This is a genomic window from Nocardioides sp. CF8 (assembly GCF_000389985.1).
In the GTDB taxonomy this organism is placed as follows: Bacteria; Actinomycetota; Actinomycetes; order Propionibacteriales; family Nocardioidaceae; genus Nocardioides; species Nocardioides allogilvus.
In genome coordinates, this window is the sequence record NZ_CM001852.1 from 1,118,945 (window position 1) to 1,145,606 (window position 26,662).

Sequence of the window (26,662 nt, forward strand, 5' to 3'; positions counted from 1 at the left end):
CAGCCTGTTTTGCGCAAAACGGCTGACAGGTCTTGAACGGCCCCCGTAATCTTCCTCTTGTTGAACCGCTGGTGACCCGAGACGCCAGCGGTTCAGCTCATTTCATAGGGTGTTGCCCTGCGCGTCGGTAGCTCAGCGGTAGAGCACTCGGTTTACACCCGAGCGGTCGGCGGTTCGAAACCGTCCCGACGCACCCAGCTCCATGAGAGTCCTCTCATCGAGACCTCATCGCCTCCTCACGCCTCGCGTCCAAGGTGGATCCACCCACCGGAGCCGATGGCTCCCGACGAGAGGATCCACGATGAAGAACCTTCTCCCGACTGCCCTGCTCGGCGTCGCCGGCGCCACGGCGATCGGCCTGGTCGCCATGCAGGCCCCGGCCGTCAACGCCGACGAGGCCTTGAAGCGCGAGGACGGTGCCGTCGAGCTGGTGCTGGTCGCCGACGACGATGACGACGACACCGCCGACGGCGACACGGACGGCGGCGACGACACGCGCTCGCGGAGCCGTGAGACCAACGACAACACCAACAGCCGCTTCAGCGCGGTCAGCCGCGACCGCGACCTCAGCCGCGGCGACCTGACCCGCGACTGGACCACCGATGGTGCGGGCGACAAGAAGCGCGACTGGTCGGCGAACAGCACCAACGACCGCAGCCGCAACGACACGCGTCGTTGAGCGTCATGACGGAGCTCGCCGAGGCCGTCGGGTCGAGCTGGCGGCTCGCCGACGGGGACGCGATCACCCCCGAGCTGACGGCTGTCCGCAAGCTCGGGGGCGGAGCGGCCTACGAAGCGTGGCTCGCCTTCGACGAGGTGACCTACTCACCGGTCGTGGTCAAGCTGCTGCGCCCTGACCAGCTGGACAGCGCCTCCTCCCGTCGCGGGCTGCGTCGGGAGGTGGCGGCACTGGCCGCGGTCAACCACCCCGTCGTGGTGCGCGGTCTTCGCCACGACCTCGACGGACCCCGTCCGCACGTCGTCCTCGAGCACATCGACGGGCCACGCCTGTCCTCACTCGTACGCCGCTACGGGCCGCTGCAGGAGCAGCAGTACCTCCCGCTGGCGATCGACGTGGCCGCGGCCCTGCACTACCTGGGCCGCATCGGCTGGACCCACCTCGACATCAAGCCGAGCAACATCATCATGGGCGCTCCTGCTCGCCTGATCGACCTGTCGGTCGCCCGACCCCTGCAGGACGCGCGGGAGCTTCGGCACCTGATCGGGACCGACGCCTACATGGCGCCCGAGCAGTGCGACCCCGGCACGGTGCGACCCTGCGGCGCCAGTGACGTGTGGGGCCTGGGAGCGACCCTGTTCGAGGCCGTGGCCGGCCGTCGCGCGTTCGCCGACCCGCAGCCGCGGGCGGAGGCCCTGGAGGAGCGGTTCCCGCAGCTCGGGACGGAGCCCGGGGCGCTGCCGGACGGCGTGCCACGCGAGGTCGTGTCGGTGATCGGGGCCATGCTCGCGCGCGACCCGGAGGCCCGCCCAGCGCCGTACGAGATCGTCGACGCCCTGGCGCCGGTGCTGGCGCGGCTGCCGCGCGGCAACCTCGCCGGCTTCAAGGTCCGTCGCTGATCAGGACGGCTTGAACCGGTAGCCCACCCCGCGCACGGTCTCGACGGCGTCGCTGCCGACCTTCTTGCGCAGGTAGCCGACGTAGACGTCGACGACGTTGGAGCCCGGGTCGAAGTCATAGCCCCAGACGTGGTCGAGCAGCTGTTCGCGGGTCAGCACCTGGCCGGGGTTGAGCATGAAGATCTCGGCCAGGGCGAACTCGCGGGCCGACAGGTCGAGCACCTCCCCGTGCACCGACACCCGACGGGTCCGCCGGTCGAGCACGACGCCGGCCACCTGGAGGATCTCCTCGTGCGGGCGGGCCTCGGTGTTGTCGGCGGTGCGCAGCCGCAGTCGAACCCGGGCCATCAGCTCGGCGAAGCGGAAGGGCTTGGCCATGTAGTCGTCGGCGCCGCTGTCGAGCGCGGTGACCGTGTCGGTGACGGAGTCGCGCGCGGTCAGGATGATCACCGGCATCCGGCTGCCCTGGGAGCGCAGCCGGTCGAGCACCTCGAAGCCGTCGAGGTCGGGGAGCCCGATGTCGAGCACCATCAGGTCGTAGCGGCCGGACAGCGCCTCGTCGAGCCCCGCAGGACCGTCGCCGACCACCGTCGGCTGGTGTCCCTCGGACCGGAGGCCCTTGGCGACGAACGACGCGATGCGCTGCTCGTCCTCGACGATCAGGATCTGGGCCATGGCGTGACCTCCTCGGTCGGCAGGGTGATCTCGAACCGGGCGCCCGTGGGCCGATCCCCGGGCGAGGTGTCGGCGAGCGACACCGTGCCCTGGTGGGCCTCCGCGATCGCGCGGACGATGGAGAGCCCGAGGCCGAAGCCCTCGTCGCCGGGACGGACCTGGCCGCGTCCGAAGCGCTCGAAGATCCGCTCGCGGATCTCCTCGGGAACGGACGGGCCGGTGTCGCGCACCCAGATGGTCGCCGTGGTGTCGGTGAGCGCGGACCCGATGGCGACGGTGTCGCCCGGGTCGGTGTGCTTGACGGCGTTGTCGGTGAGCTGGAGCACCGCTTGGGTGATGCGCTGCTCGTCGACCACGACGCTGCCGTCGGCAGCCGCGTCGAGCACCCACTCGCGGTCGCCCAGGACGCGTGCCTTGGCGAGGAGGTCGGTGGTGAGCTGGCCGAGGTCGACGGGCGCCGTGGTGAGGAAGTCGGGTCGTCGGGTCTTGGCCAGGACGATCAGGTCGCCCACGAGCCGCGACATCCGGTCGACCTCGTCGAGCAGCAGGTCGCGTGTCTCTGCGACCTCCTGCGGGTCGCCGAGGTCGAGGAGCTCGAGGTGGCCGCGCATCACCGTCAAGGGCGTCTTCAGCTCATGGCCGGCGTCGTCGAGGAACCGGCGCTGGTCGGTGAACCCGGCATCGAGCCGTTCCAGCATGAGGTTGATCGTCCGGGTCAGGGCCGTGATGTCGTCGTTTCCCTGCTCCGGGATCCGCCGCGACAGGTCGGTGGTGGTGATGTCGCGCGCGGTCTCCTCCAGGGTGCGCAGGGGAGCGAGCAAGCGGCCCGACTGGAGTCCGGCGATGGCGGTGATCAGCCCCAGCGACATCAACGCGACCAGCGTGTAGGTGCGCAGGGTCCGGTCGAGCTCGGTGTGCTCGTCGGCGAGGAAGTTGACGAGCACCAGGGCGCCGTCGCCCCCGGCGTTGCTGACCGGGACCAGCGTCACCCACACCTCCCCGAACCGCTCGGAGCCGATGACGCTGGTGCCGCCGTCGCGCGACGTCCGGTCGACCGCGGCCTGGTAGGCCGGCTCGTCGAGGATCTCCTGGCCGTACCGGTTCTTGGTACGCAGCGGCTTGGTGCCCTCCACGTAGCCCACCAGCATCTCGTTGTCGTCGGGCACGTTGCGGGTCAGGAAGACGTGCAGCAACCGCCCGACGTCGTCGAAGCGCTCACCGGTGCGGGGGTCGATGCGCAGCTCGCGGAACTCCGCGATCTCCTGGTCGATCTGGTCGTTCACCGCACGCTCGATGCGTGACGACTCGAGCGTGTGCACCAGCAGCCCCGCACCCGACATCGCGAGGGCGGTGAGCAACGCGATGACGACGGTGATGCGGGTGCGGACCGAGACCTGCGCGAGCCGGCGCCCGCGATCAGTCGTCCCGGTCGTCAGCGTCGTCTCCGCCCCTCGAGTCGTCTCCGCCCCTCGAGTCGTCATCGCCCCCATCATCGCCGCTGCCGTCGTCCGCGTCGTCTGCGTCGTCCACGGCGGTCGGCTGCGGGGTGACCACGCGGGCGGTGGCGGGCGGCGGGCTCGTCGGCGCGGGTGACTCCGAGCCCGGTGCGGTCGGTCCGGGGGTACGGCGCGGCCGCCTGCTCGCAGGGGCCGTGGGGGAGGGCGGGTCGTGGATGATGACCGGCCCGCGGTCGGCGGGCTCGCCCGCGCCCGAGGAGGAGAGCGACACGGCGACGTACGCCGTCATCGGCACGACGAGCGCCAGGGCGATCAGCGCCTTCAGCCACGGGGTCATGCCGCGATGATGCACCGGCAGCGTGGCGACGAGGTGAGAAGAGGATGAGAACTCTCTCATCGAAGGGGGCGGACGAGTGGTGCTGCGTGTCACAGTATGCGCATGTTCGTGCCATTCTCCGTGACCGATTTCCTCGACCGCGCCCGCGTTGTCTACGCCGATCGGGTGGGGGTGATCGATGAACCCGACCAGCCTGCATCGCCGCTCGGCGACCTGACCTACGGGCAGGTGGCGGCGCTCGCTCGCCGCCAAGCGGCCAGGCTCGACGAGCTCGGCATCGGGGTCGGCGACCGCGTGGCCGTCGTCTCCCACAACAGCGCCCGCCTGCTGACGTCGTTCTTCGGGGTCTCCGGGTCGGGTCGCGTGCTGGTGCCGATCAACTTCCGCCTGCGCCCCGACGAGGTCTCCTACATCGTCGAGCACTCCGGGGCGCGGGTCCTGTACGTCGACCCCGAGCTCGACGAGGCCCTCGCGGGCGTCACCGCGGAGCACCGCTTCGTGCTCGGCGACGACGAGGCGCTCTATGCCGCCGAGGGCGTGGAGCCGCGCGAGTGGGAGCCCGACGAGTCGGCCACGGCTTGCATCAACTACACGTCCGGGACCACGGCGCGGCCCAAGGGCGTGCAGATCACCCACCGCAACATCTGGACCAACGCGGTCACCTTCGGCATGCACGCCGGTGTCACCGATCGTGACGTCTACCTCCACACGCTGCCGATGTTCCACGCCAACGGCTGGGGGATGCCCTTCGCCATGACCGGGCTCGGTGTCCCGCAGGTGGTCATCCGCAAGATCGACGGAGCCGAGATCCTGCGCCGGGTCGAGAAGCACGGCGTCACGGTCATGTGCGCGGCCCCTGCCGTGGTCGCGGCCGTCCTCGAGGCGGCCGCCGACTGGGACGGCGAGATCCCCGGCCGCGACAAGGTGCGGATCATCGTGGCCGGTGCGCCGCCCCCGACGAAGACGATCGTGCGGGTGGAGGAGGAGCTCGGCTGGGAGTTCATCCAGATCTACGGCCTCACCGAGACCTCGCCACTGCTCACGATCAACCGCTCGCGCGCCGAATGGGACGACCTCGCGCCCGAGGAGCGGGCGAGCAGGCTCGTGCGCGCCGGCGCCCCGGCCATCGGCGTACGCCTCGCGACCGATGCGGAGGGCGAGGTGCTCGCGCGATCCAACGTGGTGCTCGAGGGCTACTGGGAGCAGCCCGAGGAGTCCGCGAAGGCGTTGGCCGACGGCTGGTTCCACACCGGCGACGGCGGCGTGATCGGCGACGACGGCTATCTCACGATCAGCGACCGGAAGAAGGACGTGATCATCACCGGTGGTGAGAACGTCTCCTCGATCGAGGTCGAGGACGTGCTGTTCTCCCACCCGGCCGTGGCCGAGGTGGCGGTGATCGGCGTCCCCAGCGAGAAGTGGGGCGAGACGATCAAGGCGCTCGTCGTGCTGGGGCCGGGGGAGCAGGCCGACGAGGCCGAGCTGATCGCGTGGTGCAAGGACAAGGCGGCGGGCTACAAGGCGCCGACCTCGATCGAGTTCCGCGACGAGCTGGCGCGTACGGCGACCGGCAAGCTGCAGAAGTTCAAGCTGCGCCAGCCCTACTGGGACGGGCAGGACCGCCAGGTCAACTGAGGTGGCTGGCTAGATTGACGCCATGCCACTCACCCCGCCCCGGCTCCGCGACGTCGTCGACCTGATCCACGGCTGGTACCCGCCGGCCACGGCCGACTCGTGGGACGCGGTCGGGCTGGTCGCGGGCGACCCCGCGGCCGAGGTCGCCAAGGTGATGTTCGCCGTCGACCCCACCCTGGAGGTCGCGCGGGAGGCGGTCGAGTGGGGTGCCGACCTGCTGGTCGTGCACCACCCGCTCTTCCTGAGCGGGGTGCACAGCGTCGCGGCGACCACGCCGAAGGGGCGCACCCTGCACACGCTGACGCAGGGCGGCTGCGCCCTGCTGACGGCCCACACCAACGCCGACCAGGCGCTCGACGGGGTCTCCGAGGCGCTCGCCAGCGCGCTGGGCCTCAGCGACCTGACCCCGATCCGCCCGGCTCCCGGTGTCGCGTTGGACAAGGTCGTCACGTTCGTCCCGCACGAGCACGCCGAGTCGGTGCGAGCTGCCCTGGCCGCTGCCGGTGCCGGCACGCTCGGCGACTACGACTCCTGCACCTTCTCCACACCGGGCGAGGGGCGCTTCCGCCCGCTCGACGGGGCGGCGCCGGTGATCGGTGAGGTCGGCTCCCTGGAGGTCGTGCCCGAGACGCGGGTGGAGTCGGTGCTGCCGCGCACCCACCGGGCCCGCGTCGTGCGCGCCCTCCTGGCGGCGCATCCCTACGAGGAGCCCGCCTTCGACGTCCTCGAGCTGGCCGACCCCCGCACCGCCGCCACCGGCACCGGCCGGATCGGCACGGTCCCCGAGATGTCGCTGCGCGACTTCGCCGCACAGGTCGCGGCTGCGCTGCCGGCCACCGCCCACGGGGTGCGGGTCGCGGGCGACCCCGACCGGGTCGTACGGCGGGTGGCGGTCTGCGGAGGCGCGGGGGACTTCCTCCTCGACGAGCTGTCCTCGGCCGACGTGGACGCCTACGTCACCAGCGACCTCAGGCACCACCGGGCCGGTGAGTTCCGCGAGCACGCGGGCCCGGCGCTGGTGGACGTCGCGCACTGGGCGGCCGAGTCGACGTGGCTGCCGGTGGTGGAGAGGAAGCTCCGCGCCGCGATGGGCGATACGGTGGGCACTCGCGTCAGCGCCCTGTCCACCGATCCGTGGCAGTTCCGCGTCTGAGCACCCCCATCTGAAGAAGTCCGACCCGAGGAGTCCCCCGTCTTGAAGGCCGACCCGTCCGCGCAGCAGCAGCTCCTCGCCGTACAGGAGCTGGACTCGCGTGCCGACCAGCTCCGTCACCAGCGGGCGAACCTGCCCGAGATCGTCCGCATCACCGAGCTGGAGACCGGCCGTGGTGACGTCGACGACCGCCTGCGCGACGCGCGCATCGTCGTCGACGACCTCACGGTGGAGCAGAAGAAGGCCGACGCCGACGTCGAGCAGGTCAAGACGCGGCGCACCCGCGACCGCGACCGCATGGACCAGGGGCTGATCACCAACCCCAAGGACCTGGAGCGGATGCAGCACGAGCTGGAGTCGCTCGAGCGGCGGATCAACTCGCTGGAGGACTCCGAGCTGGAGATCATGGAGCGGCTCGAGGAGGCGCAGCGCACGGCTGACACCCTCGCCGCGCAGCTGGCCGAGACCGACAGCCAGATCGCCGAGCTGAAGGTCGCCCGCGACGCCCGGTGGGTCGAGATCGACGCGTCGCTCGCGGAGTGCGAGACGGCTCGCGCAGCGACGGTCGAGGGCCTGCCCGAGGACCTGCTGGCGCTCTACGAACGACTGCGCGCCCAGAAGGGTGGCGTCGGCGCGGCTGCGCTGCGCGCGCGCCAGTGCGGCGGCTGCCAGCTCACGATCGACCCCGCCGAGCTCGGTGTGATCCGGGCGAAGGCGGCCGACGAGGTCGTGCGCTGCGAGGAGTGCACCCGGATCCTGGTCCGCACCTCTGAGTCCGGCATCTGACCCGAGGCTCAGACCTCGCGCACGACCACGTCGAGCTGGCTGCCACGCAGCGTCGGCTCGCCCAGCTCGACGTGCCAGCCCAGGTCGGCGATCGCGCTCGCGAGCGCCTTGGGGGTGCGCGGGTTGGCGCCGCTCTCCAGCAGGTCGCGGATGATCCGGCCCTTGGTGGCCTTGTTGAAGTGGCTGACCACCTTGCGGGTCCCGGCGACCTCGTGGAGCACCCGCACGGTCGCCACCCGGATCGGGCTCGTGGTCGGAGGTCGCCAGAACGCGGCGTACATCGTGGACCGCAGGTCCATCAGCAGGCCGGAGCCGACGGCGTCCTCGACGGCCGAGCCCAGCACGTCGCGCCACAGGCCGGCGACCGGGCCGAGGCCGGGGAGCGAGACGTCGCCGGAGAGGCGGTAGGCCGGGATCCGGTCGCCGGGTCGGACCAGGCCGAAGACGGAGCTGGTGATCGCGACCCGGCTGGTGGCGCGTCGCTTCGCGGCGCTGGAGAGGGTGTCGAAGCCGAGTGCGTCGTAGAGGACGCCGGTGTAGACGGCGTCCGCGCGAGCGGTCGGGGCGGTGCGCACCCGCGCGTTCAGCGCGACGAGGTCGGCCTGGGTGCCGCCGAGCCCGAGCACCTCGGCTGCGTCCGGTCGCTCGGCCAGGTCGACCAGGGCGTCGAGGACCTGCTCGCGGGTGGCGGTGAGCGTGGGCGAGGAGAGGGTGCCCGTGTCGAGCGGGCGACCCCGGCGTGGAGCGGACTTGCCCTCGCTGGGCGGCAGCAGGATCAGCACGCGCGCAAGAGTAGGGGGCCGACCCGGCGACCGATGTGGCTAGGGTCTTGGGCATGGCCAGCAACCGTGTGATCACCGTCCGCACCGCCGACTCCGTCGCCGGCGAGACCCTGCGCAGGGGCATCGAGGCGATCCAGGGCGAGATGAAGGTCTCCGCCGAGTTTCCGGCCGCCGTCGAGAAGGCGGCTGCCGAGGCAGCGGCCAACCCGCGGCTGCCCGAGCTCGACCTGACCGACCTGCCCTTCGTGACCATCGACCCGGAGACGGCGATGGACCTCGACCAGGCGATGTTCCTCGAGCGCGCCGGCGACGGCTTCGTCGTGCACTACGCCATCGCCGACCTCTCGGCGTTCATCACGCCCGGTGACCCCGTCGACGTGGAGGCCAACCGGCGCGGCGAGACGCTCTACGGCGCCGACTCGAAGGTGCCGCTGCACCCCAAGGTGATCTCCGAGGACGCCGGCTCGCTGCTGCCCGACCAGGTGCGTCCCGCCCTCGTCTGGCGGATCAACGTCGACGCGAGCGGCGAGGGCACCGACGTCACCGTCGAGCGGGCCCTGGTGAAGTCGCGGGCCAAGCTGTCGTACGCCGACGTGCAGGCCGACCTCGACGCCGGCAAGGCCGACGAGATGTTCACGATCCTGCGCGAGCTCGGCGAGCTGCGACTCGCGAGGGAGGCGGCCAGGGGCGGCATCTCGCTGCCGTTGCCCGAGCAGGAGATCGTCGACGAGGACGGCACCTGGCACCTCGAGTTCCGCCAGATGCTCCCGGTCGAGAACTGGAACGCGCAGATCTCGCTGCTCACCGGCTTCGCCGCTGCCTCGCTGATGGTCTACGCCCGCGTGGGACTGCTCCGCACGCTGCCGCCGGCCGACCCCCGCGACGTACAGCGTCTGCACCGCACGGCCCGCGCGCTGAAGATCGAGTGGCCGGCCGAGGTGCTCTACCCCGACTTCATCCGCTCGCTCGACGTGTCCTTGCCCAACCACGCGGCGATGGTGGTCGCGTGCACCCGGCTGCTCCGCGGCAGCGGCTACGTCGGCTTCAACGGTGAGCTGCCCGAGCAGGCCCAGCACTCGGCCCTGGCCTCGGAGTACGCCCACGTGACGGCGCCGCTGCGACGCCTCGTCGACCGCTACGCCCTCGAGATCTGCGTCGCGCTGTGCGCCGGTGAGGAGGTGCCCGACTGGGTGCTCACCAAGCTCGCGGACCTGCCCGACACCATGCGCGAGTCGGGTCGCCGGGCCAACCAGTACGAGAACTCGGTGCTCAACCTCGTCGAGGCCGCCGTCCTCGCGCCGCGTGTGGGGGAGTCGTTCCAGGGCGTCATCGTCGAGGCCGACGAGAAGGACGACCGCCGCGGAGAGGTCACCGTGCAGGACCCGGCCATCGAGGCCGTCGTCGCGGGATCGGCGTCGCTGCCCGTCGGGCAGGACGTCACCGTGAAGCTGACGACCGCCGACGTGACGACCCGCAAGGTCGAGTTCACCCTGGAGTGACGCTCACCGCAGGACGGGGAACCTTCGCACGAGCTTCGTCTCGGCCCACTGGGTCCCGAGTCCCCAGGTGTCACCAGCGAGCGTGAGGGCCAGCACCACGACAGTGACGGCACCGAGCAAGTGGGCGTCCAGGACGGGGTTGGTCTCGAGGGGCAGCGACGCGATCCACATCATCAGGTAGAGCGCGGCGCCGGTGATCCCCGCGAGCCTGATGCTGACGCCGAGGGTGAGCGCGACGCCGAGGCCGAGCAGTCCGAGCATGAAGAGCCAGTTGGCCCACGCGTCCCCGGCGATGGCGTTGAAGAACCCGCGGAACGGGTTGTCCTCGGGCACCCCGAAGCTGAGGAACCCGAACGTGGGGCTGCCGCCGTTGATCCACGCGTCCGGACCGAACCGGTCCACGACACCGGTCTCGGCGTTGCGGCCGGTGGCGAAGCCGAGGGCGAGCAGCTTGTCGAAGAAGGCCCACAGGAACGTGAGGCCGAAGCCGATCCGCAGGACCGCGAGGCCGCGGCGGGTGATCTCGTGGGTGACGACGTCTCGCTCGACGAGGACGTCGACGGGCTGGTGGTGCTGTACGGCGGTCATGTCATGGCCTCCTGGTCGTGGGGCCGACAGGGCCCCCGGTGGTTCGAATCGGTGTGGTTCCTCGAGGCCAAGCCAAGCGGGTGCCGGGCGCCTGCGGCAGGGCCGAGGGGCAGGTCCCGGACGGGTCCTTGGTCCCGCGGACGTCAGGACCGCAACACCTCGTCGACGGGCCTGCGCGGCGTGCGTGGCAGCTCACGGCGACCGATGGCCTGCCACCCGATCCGCACCAACAGGTGTGGTTCGAGGGTGCCGCGAAGCAGGGCTTGCAGCTCGGCGCGCGTGGCGGGCACCTCGACCGGTTGGCTGAGCGGGACGACGGACAGACCGGTCCGAGTGGCGCGGAGCCACAGGGCACTCAGTGCTTCCCCCGTTCGCAGCCACGACCCGAAGCTGTCCCCCTCGCCACCGAGCACGATCAGGCCGTCGCTGCTCCTGACCTCGGCACGGGTGTCGTTCAGGAGCCCGTCGCCGAACCGGCTGAGGCGGTCGTCCCCCGGCGGGGACTCGGGAACGACCTGGAGAGGGACGCCGTCGTCCCCGGAGCGGCCGGTCCACAGGGCTTGCTCGGCTGTGGCGATCGCGTCGCTCGCACGCAGGTCGAGCGCTCGGCGGATCGACGACTCGAGGCGGAACCGGGTGGCGAGATCGAGCACCGGGAGGGCGGTCGCGTCCCAGGTGCTGGCTTCCTCGGCCAGGGCCTCGAGGCGCTCGTCCGGCACGGGCCACGACGTGAAGCGGCGCCGGTCGGTGCAGCGGGCGCGCATGCTGTCGAGGACCTCGCCCGCGTCGTCATGGAACGGCGTGCGCGCCAGCCGCACCTGCGCCATCAGCATCGGGTCGTCGCCCTCGGGGAGCCGCTTCACCTCGGCCCGCCACCCGAGCGCCTGGGCGGCCAGCTGGAAGTGGTGCAGCGCGGCGCCGCAGCTGATCACCATGTTGCGGCGGAGCGGATCCTCCACCCGCAGCTGCCTGGTGTCGTCGGCATAGAGACGCGCTTCGCGATCGCTCAGCCGCCAGGCCCATGGCTGGGTGTTGTGGATGCTGGGTGCCAGGGTCGCGAGCTCGACGATGCGTCGGACCACCTGTCCCGGGGGTGCATCGAGCCGAGTGCTGGCGGTCATGGGCCTGACTCCTGTCGATCGTCCGGGCACCACAGCGGCCCGGGCTCCCAGCGTGTTCCGTGCTCCGGCGCCAGAACAGGGACGAAGGTCCCGAGCACAGGGGGCGTTCAGGGTGCAGTGGCGTGGCCGGCGGGGGACTAGCGTGCAGAGATGACCGATTCTGCTGACACCGGCCAGGTCCCGATCCGGGTGTTTCTCCTCGATGACCACGAGGTCGTCCGCCGTGGCATCCGCGAGCTCCTCGAGGCCGAGGGCGACATCGAGGTGATCGGCGAGTCAGGACTGGCGACCGAGGCGGCGTCCCGCATCCCTGCCCTGCGTCCGGACGTGGCCATCCTCGACGGGCGGCTTCCGGACGGATCGGGTATCGACGTGTGCCGGGAGATCCGCTCGCGTGACCCCAGGATCGCGGCCCTCATCCTCACCTCCTACGACGACGACGAGGCGCTGTTCTCGGCCATCATGGCCGGCGCCGCCGGCTACGTGCTGAAGCAGGTGCGCGGCAACGACCTGGTCGACATGGTTCGTCGCGTGGCTGCGGGCCAGTCCACCCTCGACCCGGCAGTGACGGCGCAGGTCCTGGAACGCATCCGCACGGGACCACCGGTGAACAAGGAGCTGCAAGGCCTCACGGAGCAGGAGCGGCGCATCCTGGAGCTCATCGGTCGCGGCATGACGAACCGGCAGATCGCGCAGGAGATGTTCCTCGCCGAGAAGACGGTGAAGAACTACGTCTCCTCCATGCTCTCGAAGCTGGGACTCGCGAGCCGTACGCAGGCAGCGATCCTCGCAGTCAGGCACGACAAGCAGGGGGAGGCCTGACCGCGCTGGTCCGGGTCCTCCGGGACATCGGGCCTGGCCCGATGGGGTCGCTGCTAGCGTGAACGCGCCCGGTCCAGAAGCAACGAGAGCGGGAAGGGGAGCGCGATGGACGAGCCCGGCCACGGCCTCCATGCAGTGGAGTTCGAGCACCTCATCAACGCCGTCTCGGCGCGCATGCATGGCGCCCTCGACGAGCAGGCACGGCTGAAGCTGCTCCTCGACGCGGTCGTCACCATCTCGGCCGATCTCAGTCTCGACGGCGTCCTGTCGCGGATCGTGGCCATCGCGAGCAGCCTGGTCGACGCGCAGTACGCCGCCCTCGGGGTCCTGAGCGCCAGCCCGAACAAGCGGCTGCGCACGTTCGTCCACCACGGCATGGATCCGGACCTTGCGGTCGAGATCGGTCACCTGCCCGAAGGACACGGCCTCCTGGGCCTCATCATCGACCAGCCCGAGCCCCTGCGGCTCCATGACATCGCGCAGCACCCGGCGTCGTACGGGTTCCCGGACCACCACCCGCCGATGAAGTCGTTCCTCGGGGTCCCGGTCCGGATCCGGGGGCGCGTGTTCGGCAACCTCTACCTCACCGAGAAGGCGGGCGACGGAGACTTCACGGCCGAGGACCAGGAGATCGTGATCGCCCTCGCGGCGGCTGCCGGGGTCGCGATCGAGAACGCCCGCCTGTACGAGGAGGCGACCGGACGCGAGGCCTGGCTCAAGGCCACGGCGGAGATCACAGCCCTCCTGTCCGATCCCACGCAGGCCGAGGATCCGCTCCGGCTGGTGGTGGACCGGGCACGAGAGGTGGCCGGCGCAGACGTGGCGTGGATCATGTCCAGCTCGCCCGACTCGTCCCTCCAGGTGGAGATCGTCTCGGGGTTCGAGGTCGACGCCGAGATGCTCGGCTCGCTTCCGGTCGAGGACGCCCTGGCCCGACTTGTCCTGGAGAAGGGCGAACCCGTCTCGATCGAGGACGTGGTCGGCGCCCCCCGTGCCCTTGCCGTGAGCGGTCTGCCCGGGCTCCCTGACCTCGGCCCAGCGATCCTGGTGCCCATGGGGCACGCCTCGCGGGCCGAGGGCGTCCTGGCCATTGCCTGGTCGCGCGAGCGGGCCGACCACTACTACACGATCGACGCCGAGCTGCCGGCCAGGTTCGCGGAGCAGGCGGCTCTGGCGCTCCAGGTCGCCAAGGCCCGCGAGGACCAGCGCAGGCTTGCACTCTTCGAGGACCGGGACCGCATCGGACGCGACCTGCACGACCTCGTCATCCAGCGCCTCTTCGCCGTGGGCCTTGGCCTGCAGGGCGCCGCGCGGTTGTCCGACCAGCCTGAGGTGGCGGAGCGTTTGGAGCGGGCGGTCGACGACCTCGACTCGACGATCAAGGACATTCGCCGGGCCATCTTCGGGTTGGGGGCGCTGGAGTCCGCGGGAGACGTCCAGTCGGAGATCACCAGCCTGGTCGACAGGGCCGCGTCGACACTGAAGTTCCGCCCCTCGCTGCGCTTCGAGGGCCCGGTGCGGACCGTGATCGACGCCGACGTGGTGCCGCACCTGCTCGCTGTGCTCGGGGAGGCGCTCGCCAACGCGAGCCGCCACTCCGAGGCGACCGCGGTCGAGGTCGTGCTGTCGGCTGGGGACGAGGTGTCGCTCGTCGTGCGGGACAACGGCCGCGGCTTGAGCGGTGCGGTCGCCGAGAGCGGGCTGGCCAACATCCGGCATCGCGCGGAGCAGTGCGGCGGGACCTTCGACGTCGAATCCGGGGCAGGCGAGGGCACGACGTTGCGCTGGGCCGTGCCGACCCGCTGAGCTGGGTGGGCAGGACGCGCTGGCCGTAGGGACCTTCGGCCCGGAACTCTGACGACCATGGCCCCTGCCGGCACGACGGATGCCCGCACAGGATCAAGTGCATGGACAGAGTCGAGCAGAGGCCCATCGTCGTCGTGCGGCAGCAGTCCCGCATGTCTGACATGGTGGTAGGGCGACCCATGGTCGTGGACACGCAATGAGGGAGCCCGTCATGGTCCCGGTGACCAGCCCGACAGATGCCCGTCCGGGGTCGAGTGCGGCACAACGAGTCGGCTCGCCGGGGCTGATGCTGGCCCTGGCCACGCTCGGGTTCGCGGTCAACTTCTGGGCCTGGGCCCTGATCAGCCCCCTCGGCCCGATGTTCCGCGACTCCGGCGCGCTGGGTGCCCTGAGCGAGTCGGACGTCGCGCTCCTGGTGGCGGTGCCGGTGCTCGTCGGCTCCCTCGGTCGCATCGTCGTCGGGGCGCTGACCGACCGCTACGGCGGCCGGATCATGTTCCCGGTCATCTCCGCCGTGACCATCCTGCCGGTCCTGTTCATCGCGTTCGTCGCCCTCGACTCCTACTCCCTGCTGCTGGTCGGCGGGTTCTTCCTCGGCATCGGTGGCACCGTGTTCGCGGTCGGTGTCCCGTTCGTCAACGCGTGGTTCCCTCCGGAGCGCCGCGGGCTGGCCATCGGGGTGTTCGGTGCCGGCATGGGCGGTACGGCGATCAGTGCCCTCACCACCGTCAAGCTGTTCACCGACGCAGGTGAGAAGGCACCGTTCCTGATCACCGCCGTCGTGCTCGCGGCGTACGCCGCCGTGGCCTGGGCCCTGCTGCGCGACGCACCCGGCCGGGTGGTGCCCACGACCAGCCTCGCGAGCCGGCTGAACGCCAACGCCCGGCTCCCGATCACCTGGCAGGCCTGCCTCCTGTACGCCGTCGCCTTCGGCGGCTACGTCGCGTTCTCGGTCTACCTGCCGGCGTACCTCAAGGCCGCCCACGGCCTCACCGCAGCGGACGCTGCCAACCGGATGGCCGGCTTCGTGCTGGTCGCCGTGATCATGCGACCGGTCGGCGGTTGGCTCTCCGACCGGTTCGGGGCGATCCCGGTGCTGGCCACGTCGTACGCCGTGGTCGTCGTCGGCGCCGCGATCTCGGCCAGCACGCCTCCGCTCAACGGCGTCGGCACCGTCGCCTTCCTGGCCATGGCTGCCGCGCTCGGCGCCGGCAGCGGCGCGACGTTCGCCCTGATCGCCAAGGTCACTGACCCGAGCCGGGTCGGCGGCGTGACCGGACTGGTCGGTGCCGCCGGTGGCCTGGGCGGCTTCCTGCCCCCGCTGGTCATGGGGTTCGTCTACGGCCGCACCGACTCCTACGCGATCGGCCTGTGGATGCTGTCGATCACGGCAGCGCTCACCCTCGCACTCACCCTGACCATCGTCCGCCGCACGGCCCAAGGACAGGAATTGCATTGAGCAAATCGACGAACAAGGACATCGGCATGGACGGCCCGCTCACGGACGCACTCGTGCGGAGCCGGCGGTTCTTCACCAAGAGCACGGTCTCGGAGGACCTGCGAACCATCTCCAAGGTCGGCGGCCGCGAGGCCGACGACTTCTACCGGGACCGGTGGAGCCACGACAAGGTCGTCCGCTCCACCCACGGCGTCAACTGCACCGGGTCGTGCTCGTGGAAGGTCTACGTGAAGGACGGGATCATCACCTGGGAGACCCAGCAGACCGACTATCCGTCGGTCGGTCCGGACTCCCCGGAGTACGAGCCCCGCGGCTGCCCGCGCGGCGCGGCCTTCTCCTGGTACACCTACTCGCCGACCCGGGTCCGCTACCCCTACGTCCGCGGTGTCCTGCTGCAGATGTTCCGCGAGGCGAAGGCCCAGCACGACGGGGATCCGGTGCGTGCCTGGGAGCACATCGTCGAGAACCCGCAGCGCGCCAAGGCCTACAAGTCCGCCCGCGGCAAGGGCGGCCTCGTCCGCGCCACGTGGGAGGAGGCCAGCGAGATCGTCGCGGCCGCGCACGTCCACACGATCAAGAAGTACGGCCCGGACCGCGTGGCCGGCTTCTCGCCCATCCCGGCGATGTCGATGGTGTCGCACGCGTCGGGTGCCCGGTTCGTGAACCTCATCGGTGGCTCGATGCTGAGCTTCTACGACTGGTACGCCGACCTGCCGGTCGCCTCCCCGCAGGTCTTCGGCGACCAGACCGACGTCCCCGAGTCGGGTGACTGGTGGAACGCCGGCTACCTGATCATGTGGGGCTCCAACATCCCGGTCACCCGCACCCCCGACGCGCACTGGATGGCCGAGGCCCGCTACCGGGGACAGAAGGTGGTCGCGGTCGCGCCCGACTACGCCGACAACGTGAAGTTCGCCGACGAGTGGCTGCCGGCCAAGCCGGGCACGGATGCTGCGCTCGCGATGGCGATGGGTCACGTCGTGCTCAAGGAGTTCTTCGTCGACCGGGACACGCCGTACTTCACGCAGTACGTCAAGACCTACACCGACCTGCCCTACCTGGTGAAGCTGGTTTCGACAGGCTCAACCGGCGACGGGGACGCCCAGTTCACCGCCGGCAAGTTCCTCACCGCCTCCGACCTGGTTTCGACAGGCTCAACCGACGGTGACGCAGAGAACGCCGCGTTCAAGACCGTCCTCATCGACGCGCGCACCGGCGAGCCCGTCGTGCCCAACGGCTCGCTCGGGCACCGGTACGGCGACGCCGGGATCGGCAAGTGGAACCTCGAGCTCGGAGACGTCGACCCGCAGCTGTCGCTGCTCGAAGGCGCTGAGGAGACCGTGCTCGTCCGGTTCCCCCGCTTCGACACCCCCGACGGCGCGGCCGCCGACCTCCCGCGTGGTGTTCCGGCGCGCCGGGTCGACGGCCACCTCGTCACCACGGTCTTCGACCTGCTCCTCGCGCAGTACGGCGTCGGCCGCGACGGCCTGCCGGGGGAGTGGGCCACGGGCTACGACGATGCGGAGTCGCCGTACACACCCGCGTGGCAGGAAGTCATCACCGGCATCCCGGCCGCGACCGCCGCCCGGATCGGCCGGGAGTTCGCGGCCAACGCCGAGGAGTCCAAGGGCCGCTCGATGATCGTGATGGGAGCCGGCACCAACCACTGGTTCCACTCCGACACGATCTACCGCGCCTTCCTCACCCTGACCAACCTCACCGGCTGCCAGGGCGTCAACGGCGGCGGCTGGGCGCACTACGTCGGGCAGGAGAAGGTCCGCCCGATCACCGGCTACACCCAGATCGCCAACGCGCTCGACTGGAACCGGCCGCCGCGCAACATGATCCAGACCGCCTACTGGTACCTCCACACCAACCAGTTCCGCTACGACCAGTTCGGCGCCGACACCCTGTCCGCGACCACCGGCAGCGGCCAGCTGGCCGGCAAGTCCACCGCCGACGTCATCGCCCAGAGCGCCCGGATGGGCTGGATGCCGTCCTACCCGACCTTCGACCGCAACCCGCTCGACCTCAGCGACGACGCCGCCGCCGCGGGCAAGCCCGTGGGGGAGTACGTCGTCGAGCAGCTCAAGTCCGGCGAGCTCGACTTCGCCGGGGAGGACCCGGACGCGCCGCAGAACTACCCGCGCATCCTGTCGATCTGGCGGGCCAACCTGCTCGGCTCGTCCGGCAAGGGCAACGAGTACTTCCTCAAGCACCTGCTCGGCACCGACTCGTCGGTGCGGGCGACCGAGACTCCCGAGGACCAGCGCCCCGTCGACGTGACGTGGCGCGACAAGGCGCCCGAGGGCAAGCTCGACCTGTTGATGACCATCGACTTCCGGCAGACCAGCACCACGATCTTCTCCGACGTGGTCCTGCCCGCGGCGACCTGGTACGAGAAGCACGACCTGAACACCACCGACATGCACCCCTTCGTGCACTCCTTCAACCCGGCGATCGCGCCGCCGTGGCAGACCCGCACCGACTGGGACGCCTGGCAGACGATCGCCGAGAAGTTCAGCGAGCTGGCGAGCACCCACCTCGGCGTGCGCAAGGACGTCGTCGCCGTACCCCTCACGCACGACACCCCGGACGCGATGGCCAACCCGCACGGCGTGGTCCGCGACTGGAAGAAGGGCGAGTGCGAGCCGATCCCCGGCGTCACGATGCCCAAGCTGGTCGAGGTCGAGCGCGACTACGGCGCGGTCGCCGAGAAGATGAACGCGCTCGGGCCGCTGGTCGACACGCTCGGCGCGACGACCAAGGGCGTCACCTTCGAGCTGGGCAAGCAGGTGGACTACCTGCGCGCCAAGAACGGCGCCGTACGCGGTGGCGTCGCCGACGGTCGCCCATCGTTGAAGAAGGACGTCAACGTCTGCGAGGCGATCCTGGCGATGTCCGGGACCACCAACGGGCACCTCGCCACCCAGGGCTTCAAGACCCTCGAGAAGCGGACCGGAGTGCGGCTGGCCGACCTGGCCGAGGAGCACGAGGGCAAGCAGATCACCTTCGCCGACACGCAGGGTCCGCCGGTGCCGGTGATCACCTCGCCGGAGTGGTCGGGCTCCGAGACCGGTGGTCGGCGCTACTCGCCCTTCACTATCAACGTGGAGCGCAAGAAGCCCTGGCACACGCTGACCGGGCGGATGCACTTCTACCTCGACCACGACTGGATGACCGAGCTCGGCGAGGGCTTGCCGGTCTACCGGCCACCGCTCAACATGGCGGCCCTGTTCGCGGAGCCCGCTCTGGGCAACGTCTCCGACGGCTCGTCCGTCGATGGTGTCCCTCAGGTCGAGGGACTGACCGTGCGCTACCTGACGCCGCACAACAAGTGGTCGATCCACTCGGAGTACCAGGACAACCTGTTCATGCTCTCGCTGTCGCGCGGCGGCCAGAACATCTGGATGAGCGACCGGGACGCGGTCAAGGTCGGCATCAAGGACAACGACTGGATCGAGGCGGTCAACCGCAACGGAGTCGTCGTGGCCCGGGCGATCGTCTCGCACCGGATGCCGGAGGGAACGGTGTACATGTACCACGCCCAGGACCGGCTCATCGACGTACCGCTCGCGGAGACGTCGGGCAAACGCGGGGGCATCCACAACTCCCTGACGAGGCTGCTGGTGAAGCCCTCCCATCTCATCGGCGGGTACGCCCAGCTGACCTACGCCTTCAACTATCTCGGGCCCACCGGCAACCAACGTGACGAGGTCACCATCATCCGCAAGCGAAGCCAGGACGTGACGTACTGATGAAGGTCATGACGCAGATGGCGATGGTGATGAACCTCGACAAGTGCATCGGCTGCCACACCTGCTCGGTGACGTGCAAGCAGGCGTGGACCAACCGGTCGGGCACGGAGTACATCTGGTTCAACAACGTCGAGACGCGGCCCGGCCTCGGCTACCCGCGGACCTACGAGGACCAGGAGAAGTGGAAGGGCGGCTGGGAGGTCAACAAGCGCGGCCGCCTGAAGCTCAAGGCCGGCGGCCGGTTGAAGAACCTGGCGACGATCTTCTCCAACCCCAAGCTGCCCTCGATCGGCGAGTACTACGAGCCGTGGACCTACGACTACTCCACGCTCACCGACGCTCCCGCCCAGGAGCACACCCCGGTCGCACGGCCGAAGTCGCTGATCAGCGGCAAGAACATGAAGATCGAGTGGTCGGCCAACTGGGACGACGACCTCGGCGGCTCCACCGAGAACGCGCACCGGGATCCGATGCTCGCGAAGATCGCCGAGAAGGTGAAGTTCGAGTTCGAGCAGACCTTCATGTTCTACCTGCCCAGGATCTGCGAGCACTGCCTGAACCCGTCGTGCGCGGCCTCGTGCCCCAGCGGCGCGATCTACAAGCGCGAGGAGGACGGCATCGTCCTGGTCGACCAGGACAAGTGCCGTGGCTGGCGCAAGTGCGTCTCCGGCTGCCCCTACAAGAAGATCTACTTCAACCACCGCACCGGCAAGGCCGAGAAGTGCACGTTCTGCTTCCCGCGGATCGAGGTGGGCCTGCCCACCGTCTGCGCCGAGACGTGCGTCGGGCGGCTGCGCTACATCGGCCTGATGCTCTACGACGCCGACAAGGTCCTGGAGGCCGCGTCGATGGAGGACGAGCACGGGCTCTACGAGGCCCAGCGCGACGTGTTCCTGGACCCGTTCGATCCCGAGGTGATGCGTGAGGCCGAGAAGGCCGGCATCGCCCGCGACTGGATCGACGCCGCCCAGCGCTCGCCGATCTATGCGCTGATCAACACCTACAAGGTGGCGCTCCCGCTGCATCCGGAATATCGCACCATGCCGATGGTCTGGTACATCCCGCCGCTCTCACCGGTCGTCGACGTGGTGCAGGAGACCGGAGAGGACGCCGAGGACAAGGGCAACCTCTTCGCCGCCATCGACGCCCTGCGGATCCCGGTGGAGTACCTCGCCGAGCTCTTCACCGCGGGCGAGGTCGAGCCGGTGGACGCGGTGCTCAAGAAGCTGGCCGCGATGCGCTGCTACATGCGCGACATCAACATGGGGCGCGACCCGGACGCCTCGATCCCGGCCGCCGTCGGGATGACCGAGGAGGAGATGTACGACATGTACCGCCTCCTCGCGATCGCGAAGTACGAGGACCGCTACGTCATCCCGCCGGCGCACGCCGAGCAGGCGCACTCCCTGGAGGAGCTGTCCACGGAGTGCTCGGTCTCGGAGTACGGCGGTGGCCAGCAGGACCTCTTCGGCGAGGGCTCCGGCGTACCCACGCCGATCGCCGTCGAGAACTTCCAGATGCTGCAGGACCGCCAGACCTCCGACTCACTGGCCGGGCCGGAGAACAAGGGAGCCCGCGTGAACCTGCTCAACTGGGACGGCAAGGGCTCGCCGCCCGGCCTGTTCCCGCCGAAGGGGAACGACTCATGAGCGGCCGTCGTGCGAAGCCGGCGCTGGCGCCGGAGCAGCTGAGCGTCGTGTGGCAGTCGGTGTCGTTGTTGCTCGACTACCCCGACGAGGAGGTCCTGGCACGTGCCGAGCTGATCGGGGCGGCCTCGACCGGGCTCCCGACCGCGATCGGGGACTCGATCCGCACCTTCCTGGACCACCTCGGGTCGACGCCCCTGCCGGAGCTGCAGGCCGACTACGTCGAGACGTTCGACACCCGGCGGCGCTGCAACCTCTTCCTGACCTACTTCGCCCACGGCGACACCCGCAAGCGAGGGATGGCCCTGCTGCGCTTCAAGCAGACCTACCTGCGCGCCGGGTTCGAGCTGGACGACAAGGAGCTGCCCGATCACCTGTGCGTCGTGCTGGAGTTCGCCGCCACCATCGACCGCGACCTCGGCCGGGACCTGATGCTCGACCACCGGGCCGGGCTCGAGCTGCTGCGGCTCTCGCTGCGGGACAAGCGCTCCCCGTGGGCGAACCTGCTCGACGCGGTCACCGCGACACTGCCGCCGCTGCGCGGCGAGGAGCGCGACGCCGTACGGCGACTGGCTGCCGAGGGACCACCCGAGGAGGAAGTCGGACTGGCGCCCTTCGCCGCCCCGCAGTTCAGCCCCGGTTCGGCCACCGAGAAGACCCTGCTGCCCATGCCTTCGTTCCCGGGAGTCCGCGCATGAACGAGTTCCTCTTCGTCGTCGTCCCCTACATCTGCCTGACCACGTTCGTCGTCGGGCACCTGTGGCGCTACCGCTACGACAAGTTCGGCTGGACCACCCGCTCGTCCCAGCTCTACGAGAACCGGCTGCTGCGGATCGGCAGCCCGCTGTTCCACTTCGGGATGCTCGGCGTCATCGGGGGTCATGTCTTCGGGTTGCTGATTCCCCAGTCGTGGACCGACGCGGTCGGGATCAGCGAGCACACCTATCACGTGGCCGCGGTCGGGGGCGGCCTGCTCGCGGGTGTCGCGACCGTGGTCGGGATGGCGATCCTGATCTACCGGCGCCGCACCGTGGGGCCGGTCTTCTCCGCGACGACGGTCATGGACAAGGTGATGTACGCCTTCCTGGCCATGGCGATCGTGCTGGGCATGTGGAACACCGTCGCCGGCTCGATCCTCACCATCGGCGGGGAGTACAACTACCGCGAGGGAGTGTCGGTCTGGTACCGCTCGTTCCTCGCGTTCCAGCCTGACGCCGACCTGATGGGCGAGGCGCCCCTGGGCTTCCAGCTCCATGCGCTGGTCGCGTTCGGGCTCTTCGCATTGTGGCCGTTCACCCGGCTGGTGCACGTCTTCAGCGCACCCCTCGGCTATCTCACCCGTCCCTACATCGTCTACCGCAAGCGCGACGACACCCAGCTCGGCAGCCACCGGCCCCGCCGCGGCTGGGACCGGGTCGGCTGACATGTGCGAGCACTGCGGGTGCCGGGGCGTCCCCCCGATCGCTGAGCTGATGGAGGAGCACGGCGCCCTCATGGGTCAGGCCCACTTCGTCCGTCGAGAGCTGGGCGCAGGGGACCATGCGGCGGCGATGGCGCTGCTCGTCGAGCTCGTCGCCCACCTCGACCGGCACGTGCAGCGCGAGGAGGACGGCATCTTCCGGGCGCTGCGCGCGCAGGGCGAGTTCATCGACGAGATCGACGGGCTGGAGGGCGAGCACCGAGACCTCGCGGCCGCCGTCGCCGTGCTCGACCCGAGCTCACCGGACTTCGCGACCCGCGTCACGCGCCTCCTCGACGACCTCGACGCCCACGTCGAGCGCGAGGACCTCGGGATCTTCCCGGTCTCCGTCGTGACCCTGGGCGCCCAGGGTTGGGCGACCGTCGACGAGGCCCACACCAGATCACCGAGCTTCCTGCTCGATCAGCCGATCCACTGAGGAGAACCCATGCAGAAGGAATCACTGACGGCCCTGGTCCGCCACCACCTGGTGACGGCATCGACCGCCTCCAGCGGTCGCAGCGCCCACACGATCTACGGAGGTCACGAGCACTCCCTGCGCCAGACCCTGATCGCGCTGCGAGCCGGCTCGAGGCTGGACGAGCACGAGAACCCCGGCGAGGCAACGCTCCAGGTGCTCCACGGACGCGTCACCCTGGCCGCCGGCGAGAACAAGTGGAACGGCTCACCCGGTGACCTCATGACCATCCCGGACTCGCGGCACTCGCTCGATGCCGTCGAGGACTCGGCCGTCCTGCTCACGGTGGCCGTGCGGAGCTGACCACGGGTCATGACCTTCATCGGGACGGACGGGACCTTCGACCCCTCCGCCTCCCTGTCGCGGCGTGGTCGTGTGGACCCAGAGGCTCTCCTCCCCAATTGAAGAGCCGTGCCCCCTGCACCCACACGACTCGGAGATCCCCATGCTGTCCACCCAGTCCGCCACCGTCGTCAAGGCCACGCTGCCCGTCATCGGAGCCGCGATCGGCGACATCACGCCGGTGTTCTACCAACGCATGTTCGCCGCACACCCCGAGCTCGAGCGTGACCTGTTCAACCGCGGCAACCAGGCCCAGGGCGACCAGCAGAGCGCGCTGGCCGGAGCCATTGCTGCCTACGCCACCCTCCTGGTGGCCGACGACGGTCGCGACCCGGTCGAGGTGCTGGCCCGGATCGCGCACAAGCACGCCTCGCTCGGCATCACCGAGGACCAGTACCCGATCGTCCACGAGCACCTGTTCGCCGCGATCGTCGAGGTCCTGGGTGACGCGGTCACCCCCGACGTCGCCAGTGCCTGGGACGAGGTCTACTGGCACATGGCCGGAGCCCTGGTCACCATCGAGAAGCGCTTGTACGCCGACACCGGCGTGGCGGACGGCGACGTGTGGCGCACCCTGGTCGTGCGCCGCCGGCTCCAGGAGTCGCCCGACACGGTGTCGTTCGTGCTCGGCACGGCCGACGGGAGCGCATTGCCGCGAGCGCGCGCGGGCCAGTACGTGTCAGTCCAGGTGACGCTCCCGGACGGCGCCCGCCAGATCCGCCAGTACAGCTTCACCCGCCCGTCCGCGGCCAGCGAGTGGAGCATCTCGGTCAAGGCTGTCCCTGCCAGCCGGGCCGGTGACGACACGATCATCCCGGCTGGTGAGGTGTCGAACCACCTGCACCACAACCTCTTCGAGGGCGACGAGATCAGCGTCTCGGCGCCCTTCGGCGACCTGGTGATCGAGGACTCCGACCGGCCGCTGGTCCTGATCTCTGCGGGCATCGGCGCCACCCCGATCATCGGCATCCTCCACCACCTGGCGGGCATCGGCTCGACCCGCGAGGTGCTGGTCCTGCACGCCGATCGCTCACCGGCACGGCACGCCCACCGCCAGGAGCTGAAGGACCTCGTGGCAGCGATGCCGACCGCGTCCCTGCACCGGTGGTACGAGGACCTCGGCGTCCGCCCGACCCGCGACGTCCTCAGGGCCGGCCGAGTCGACCTGGGGACCGTCGAGATCCCCACGGACGCGCAGGTCTACCTGTGCGGACCACTGCCCTTCATGGAGTCCGTACGCACCAGCCTGCTGGAGCACAACGTCCCCGAGGCCGACATCCGCTACGAGGTCTTCGGGCCGGACAAGTGGCTGGCGTCGGCCTGAACCAGCCGAGGCCCGAGGCGCCGGGGCTGGTGCGAATGGGCTGGCCTGTAGGCCGGGTTCTGTCCGCACCGGCCGGAGCCGGGGCGAGGCGACCATCCATCTACGAGAGCCGTTGCCGACTCCCTCCAGCGATCTACCCGTGCACTCGGGCGGGCCGCCCTCGAACGCACACTGTCTGATCTTGCTCCGGGTGGGGTTTACCTAGCTGCACCGGTCGCCCGGTGCACTGGTGGGCTCTTACCCCACCGTTTCACCCTTACCGCTCGTCGCCGAAGCACCGAGTGGCGGTCTGTTTTCTGTGGCACTGTCCCGCGGGTTGCCCCGGATGGCCGTTAACCATCACCCTGCCCTGTGGAGCCCGGACCTTCCTCGGCCCACCGCACGTTGCCGTGTGGCGGAACGCGGTCGCCCGGCCAGCCCATTCGCAGTCGCGAGTCTAGGGGTTGGTGAGGACCTCGGCACCCTCGGCGGTGACGAGGAGGGTGTGCTCGAACTGCGCGCTCCGCTTGAGGTCACGCGTGACGACGGTCCACTCGTCGTCCCACATCGTCCACTCGTGGGTGCCGAGGTTGAGCATCGGCTCGATCGTGAAGGTCATGCCGACCTGGATCTCCTCCGCGTGGTAGTCGGAGTCGAAGTGCGGGATGACCAGGCCGGAGTGGAAGCTGGTGCCGATGCCGTGCCCGGTGAAGTCCCGCACGACGCCGTACCCGAAGCGGGCGGCGTAGGCCTCGATGACGCGACCGATGACGTTGACGCGTCGTCCGGGCTTGACGGCCTTGATCGCGCGGTCGAGGGACTCCTTGGTGCGCTGCACCAGCAGCCGCGACTCCTCGTCCACGTCGCCGGCGAGGAAGGTCGCGTTGGTGTCGCCGTGCACGCCGTTGAGGAAGGCGGTGATGTCGATGTTCACGATGTCGCCGTCCTGCACGACCGTGCTGTCCGGGATGCCGTGGCAGATGACCTCGTTGATGCTGGAGCACAGCGACTTGGGGAAGCCGCGGTAGCCGAGGGTCGAGGGATAGGCGCCGTGGTCGCAGAGGAACTCGTGGCCGAGGCGGTCGAGCTCGTCGGTGGTGATCCCGGGAGCCACTGCCGCGCCCACGAGCTCGCGGGCCTGCGCGGCCAGGCGGGAGGCGATCCGCATCTTCTCGATCGTCTCCGCGTCCTTGACCTCCGAACCGGTGAAGGGGGCCGGGGCAGGCTTGTCGACGTATTCCGGGCGGACGATGCCCGCCGGCACTGCTCGACGCGGGGAGATGACGGCGGGGGCTACTGGACTCACGTCGGCGAGTGTAGTTTCTCCTGCATGAGTGACAGCGAGTACTGGTTCTGCCTCACCCACCGCGCCGTCGAAGGTGAAGACGGATGCCGCAACCAGGACCGTCTCGGGCCCTACGCGTCGGCTGAAGAAGCCGGCCGCGCCCTGGACAAGGTCGAGGAGCGCAACGAGGAGTGGGACAACGACCCCGCGTGGAACGACGACGGTCCGGGGTCCGGCGACGGCATGACCGACGGGACCCCGGACAACTGACGTCGGTTACTTCTTCGACTTCTTCTTGCTGGACTTGACCTTCTTGGTCTTGGCGCCCGACTTGTCCTTGCCCTTGCCGGTCGCCTTGGCGGCCTGGTCGACGACGGCCTGGGTCGCCGCGGCGGCCTTGCGTGAGTTCTTCTCCACGGTGGCGCTCACGTCGGTGATCGCCTTGCGGACCTCGTCGGCGATGCGGGTCGCGACGTCGCGCGCGACGCGCTCGGCGGTGTCCTGGGCGATCTTCTGGACCGCGACCGCGGAGTCGACTGCCTGAGCGCCGACGGCCGTGGCGCGGCCGACGGGCGTACGCCGCTTGGTGCCCGCCGGGGGAGTGGCGGCCGCGACCTTGGTGGGCGCGGCGGCGGGGGCGGTCTGCTTGGCGGCGGTCTTCTTCGCGGGTGCCTTCTTCGTGGGCGCCTTGGC

At 70.1% G+C, this 26,662-nt stretch carries 25 protein-coding genes, 1 tRNA gene and 1 other RNA gene; 18 read left to right on the forward strand and 9 right to left on the reverse strand.

From position 1 onward, the window contains the following. The first annotated feature begins 121 nt into the window (after positions 1–121). The 3 genes from CF8_RS05500 (at position 122) to CF8_RS05510 (ending at position 1,578) form a co-directional block, all read left to right on the forward strand. Positions 122–193: transfer RNA gene (locus CF8_RS05500), tRNA-Val, on the forward strand. Positions 194–301: 108 nt separating this feature from the next. Next, positions 302–679 (forward strand): hypothetical protein, encoded by a 378-nt coding sequence (locus CF8_RS05505; RefSeq protein ID WP_010832145.1) that lies wholly within the window; start codon positions 302–304, stop codon positions 677–679. A gap of 5 nt (positions 680–684) precedes the next feature. Beyond that, positions 685–1,578 (forward strand): serine/threonine-protein kinase, encoded by an 894-nt coding sequence (locus tag CF8_RS05510; protein WP_010832146.1) that lies wholly within the window; start codon positions 685–687, stop codon positions 1,576–1,578. Here the strand turns inward: CF8_RS05510 and CF8_RS05515 are convergent, their stop codons facing one another. The 3 genes from CF8_RS05515 to CF8_RS22360 are packed head-to-tail and all read right to left on the reverse strand — an operon-like array spanning position 1,579 to position 4,047. Further along, positions 1,579–2,253 (reverse strand): response regulator transcription factor, encoded by a 675-nt coding sequence (locus CF8_RS05515; RefSeq protein ID WP_010832147.1) that lies wholly within the window; start codon positions 2,251–2,253, stop codon positions 1,579–1,581. Next, positions 2,238–3,734: a sensor histidine kinase gene (locus CF8_RS05520; RefSeq protein ID WP_036490321.1), complete on the reverse strand. Its 1,497-nt coding sequence runs from the start codon at positions 3,732–3,734 to the stop codon at positions 2,238–2,240. The genes CF8_RS05515 and CF8_RS05520 overlap by 16 nt, the downstream gene beginning before the upstream one ends. Beyond that, positions 3,670–4,047, reverse strand: a complete 378-nt coding sequence (locus tag CF8_RS22360) for a hypothetical protein (protein ID WP_036490323.1) — start codon at positions 4,045–4,047, stop codon at positions 3,670–3,672. Before CF8_RS22360 ends, CF8_RS05520 begins: the two co-directional genes overlap by 65 nt. Before the next feature lie 102 nt (positions 4,048–4,149). Here CF8_RS22360 and CF8_RS05530 point away from each other — a divergent pair, with 102 nt between their 5' ends. From CF8_RS05530 to CF8_RS05540, 3 genes are read left to right on the forward strand one after another with little or no spacing between them, the layout of a single operon-like run. Then, positions 4,150–5,682 (forward strand): AMP-binding protein, encoded by a 1,533-nt coding sequence (locus tag CF8_RS05530; protein WP_010832150.1) that lies wholly within the window; start codon positions 4,150–4,152, stop codon positions 5,680–5,682. A gap of 22 nt (positions 5,683–5,704) precedes the next feature. Continuing rightward, complete coding sequence (locus CF8_RS05535; protein ID WP_010832151.1) at positions 5,705–6,835, forward strand: Nif3-like dinuclear metal center hexameric protein; 1,131 nt, start codon at positions 5,705–5,707, stop codon at positions 6,833–6,835. Positions 6,836–6,877: 42 nt separating this feature from the next. Then, entirely contained in the window at positions 6,878–7,621 is a 744-nt protein-coding gene (locus tag CF8_RS05540) for a zinc ribbon domain-containing protein (protein ID WP_010832152.1), read from the forward strand. Positions 7,622–7,629: 8 nt separating this feature from the next. Here CF8_RS05540 and yaaA read toward each other — a convergent pair whose 3' ends face one another. Continuing rightward, on the reverse strand, positions 7,630–8,403 hold the full coding sequence (gene yaaA / locus CF8_RS05545) for a peroxide stress protein YaaA (RefSeq protein WP_010832153.1): 774 nt from the start codon (positions 8,401–8,403) through the stop codon (positions 7,630–7,632). A gap of 53 nt (positions 8,404–8,456) precedes the next feature. On the opposite strand from yaaA, the gene CF8_RS05550 reads away from it, so the two are divergent. Next, positions 8,457–9,902: an RNB domain-containing ribonuclease gene (locus CF8_RS05550; protein WP_036490326.1), complete on the forward strand. Its 1,446-nt coding sequence runs from the start codon at positions 8,457–8,459 to the stop codon at positions 9,900–9,902. A 3-nt stretch (positions 9,903–9,905) separates the two neighbouring features. On the opposite strand, the gene CF8_RS05555 is transcribed toward CF8_RS05550, so the two are convergent. After that, positions 9,906–10,490, reverse strand: coding sequence for a hypothetical protein (locus CF8_RS05555; protein ID WP_010832155.1), 585 nt, complete (start codon positions 10,488–10,490; stop codon positions 9,906–9,908). A 143-nt stretch (positions 10,491–10,633) separates the two neighbouring features. After that, positions 10,634–11,611, reverse strand: a complete 978-nt coding sequence (locus tag CF8_RS05560) for an Acg family FMN-binding oxidoreductase (RefSeq protein WP_051204122.1) — start codon at positions 11,609–11,611, stop codon at positions 10,634–10,636. A gap of 150 nt (positions 11,612–11,761) precedes the next feature. On the opposite strand from CF8_RS05560, the gene CF8_RS05565 reads away from it, so the two are divergent. From CF8_RS05565 to CF8_RS05610, 10 genes are all read left to right on the forward strand, one after another. Beyond that, on the forward strand, positions 11,762–12,433 hold the full coding sequence (locus tag CF8_RS05565) for a response regulator (RefSeq protein WP_010832157.1): 672 nt from the start codon (positions 11,762–11,764) through the stop codon (positions 12,431–12,433). A 105-nt stretch (positions 12,434–12,538) separates the two neighbouring features. Continuing rightward, positions 12,539–14,239: a GAF domain-containing sensor histidine kinase gene (locus tag CF8_RS05570; protein ID WP_010832158.1), complete on the forward strand. Its 1,701-nt coding sequence runs from the start codon at positions 12,539–12,541 to the stop codon at positions 14,237–14,239. Positions 14,240–14,435: 196 nt separating this feature from the next. Continuing rightward, positions 14,436–15,698, forward strand: coding sequence for an MFS transporter (locus CF8_RS05575; protein ID WP_232211582.1), 1,263 nt, complete (start codon positions 14,436–14,438; stop codon positions 15,696–15,698). Between the two features lie 26 nt (positions 15,699–15,724). Next, the gene (locus CF8_RS05580) at positions 15,725–19,456 is read left to right on the forward strand and encodes a nitrate reductase subunit alpha (RefSeq protein WP_051204123.1); all 3,732 of its coding nucleotides are present in this window, start codon (positions 15,725–15,727) and stop codon (positions 19,454–19,456) included. Continuing rightward, positions 19,456–21,105 (forward strand): nitrate reductase subunit beta, encoded by a 1,650-nt coding sequence (narH, locus tag CF8_RS05585; protein WP_010832161.1) that lies wholly within the window; start codon positions 19,456–19,458, stop codon positions 21,103–21,105. Before CF8_RS05580 ends, narH begins: the two co-directional genes overlap by 1 nt. Further along, complete coding sequence (narJ, locus tag CF8_RS05590) at positions 21,102–21,800, forward strand: nitrate reductase molybdenum cofactor assembly chaperone (RefSeq protein ID WP_010832162.1); 699 nt, start codon at positions 21,102–21,104, stop codon at positions 21,798–21,800. The genes narH and narJ overlap by 4 nt, the downstream gene beginning before the upstream one ends. Next, positions 21,797–22,525: a respiratory nitrate reductase subunit gamma gene (gene narI, locus CF8_RS05595; protein WP_010832163.1), complete on the forward strand. Its 729-nt coding sequence runs from the start codon at positions 21,797–21,799 to the stop codon at positions 22,523–22,525. Before narJ ends, narI begins: the two co-directional genes overlap by 4 nt. Position 22,526: 1 nt before the next feature. Further along, positions 22,527–23,000 (forward strand): hemerythrin domain-containing protein, encoded by a 474-nt coding sequence (locus tag CF8_RS05600; RefSeq protein ID WP_051204124.1) that lies wholly within the window; start codon positions 22,527–22,529, stop codon positions 22,998–23,000. Positions 23,001–23,009: 9 nt separating this feature from the next. Beyond that, positions 23,010–23,342 carry a cupin domain-containing protein gene (locus CF8_RS05605; protein ID WP_010832165.1) on the forward strand — a complete coding sequence of 111 codons (333 nt, stop codon included), beginning with the start codon at positions 23,010–23,012 and terminating at the stop codon, positions 23,340–23,342. Between the two features lie 142 nt (positions 23,343–23,484). Continuing rightward, a complete protein-coding gene (locus tag CF8_RS05610) occupies positions 23,485–24,705 on the forward strand; it encodes a globin domain-containing protein (RefSeq protein ID WP_010832166.1) in 1,221 nt (406 codons plus the stop codon). A 32-nt stretch (positions 24,706–24,737) separates the two neighbouring features. Here CF8_RS05610 and rnpB read toward each other — a convergent pair. Then, an RNA gene (rnpB, locus tag CF8_RS21295) (RNase P RNA component class A) lies at positions 24,738–25,126 on the reverse strand. Positions 25,127–25,141: 15 nt separating this feature from the next. Further along, positions 25,142–25,990 (reverse strand): type I methionyl aminopeptidase, encoded by an 849-nt coding sequence (gene map, locus CF8_RS05615; protein WP_084622793.1) that lies wholly within the window; start codon positions 25,988–25,990, stop codon positions 25,142–25,144. A 24-nt stretch (positions 25,991–26,014) separates the two neighbouring features. Between map and CF8_RS05620 the strand changes: the two genes are divergently transcribed. Next, positions 26,015–26,239 (forward strand): hypothetical protein, encoded by a 225-nt coding sequence (locus CF8_RS05620; RefSeq protein WP_036490334.1) that lies wholly within the window; start codon positions 26,015–26,017, stop codon positions 26,237–26,239. 6 nt (positions 26,240–26,245) lie between these two features. Here the strand turns inward: CF8_RS05620 and CF8_RS22365 are convergent. After that, positions 26,246–26,662 (reverse strand): hypothetical protein (locus tag CF8_RS22365; protein WP_036490337.1); only part of this gene is annotated, 417 nt, incomplete at its 5' end.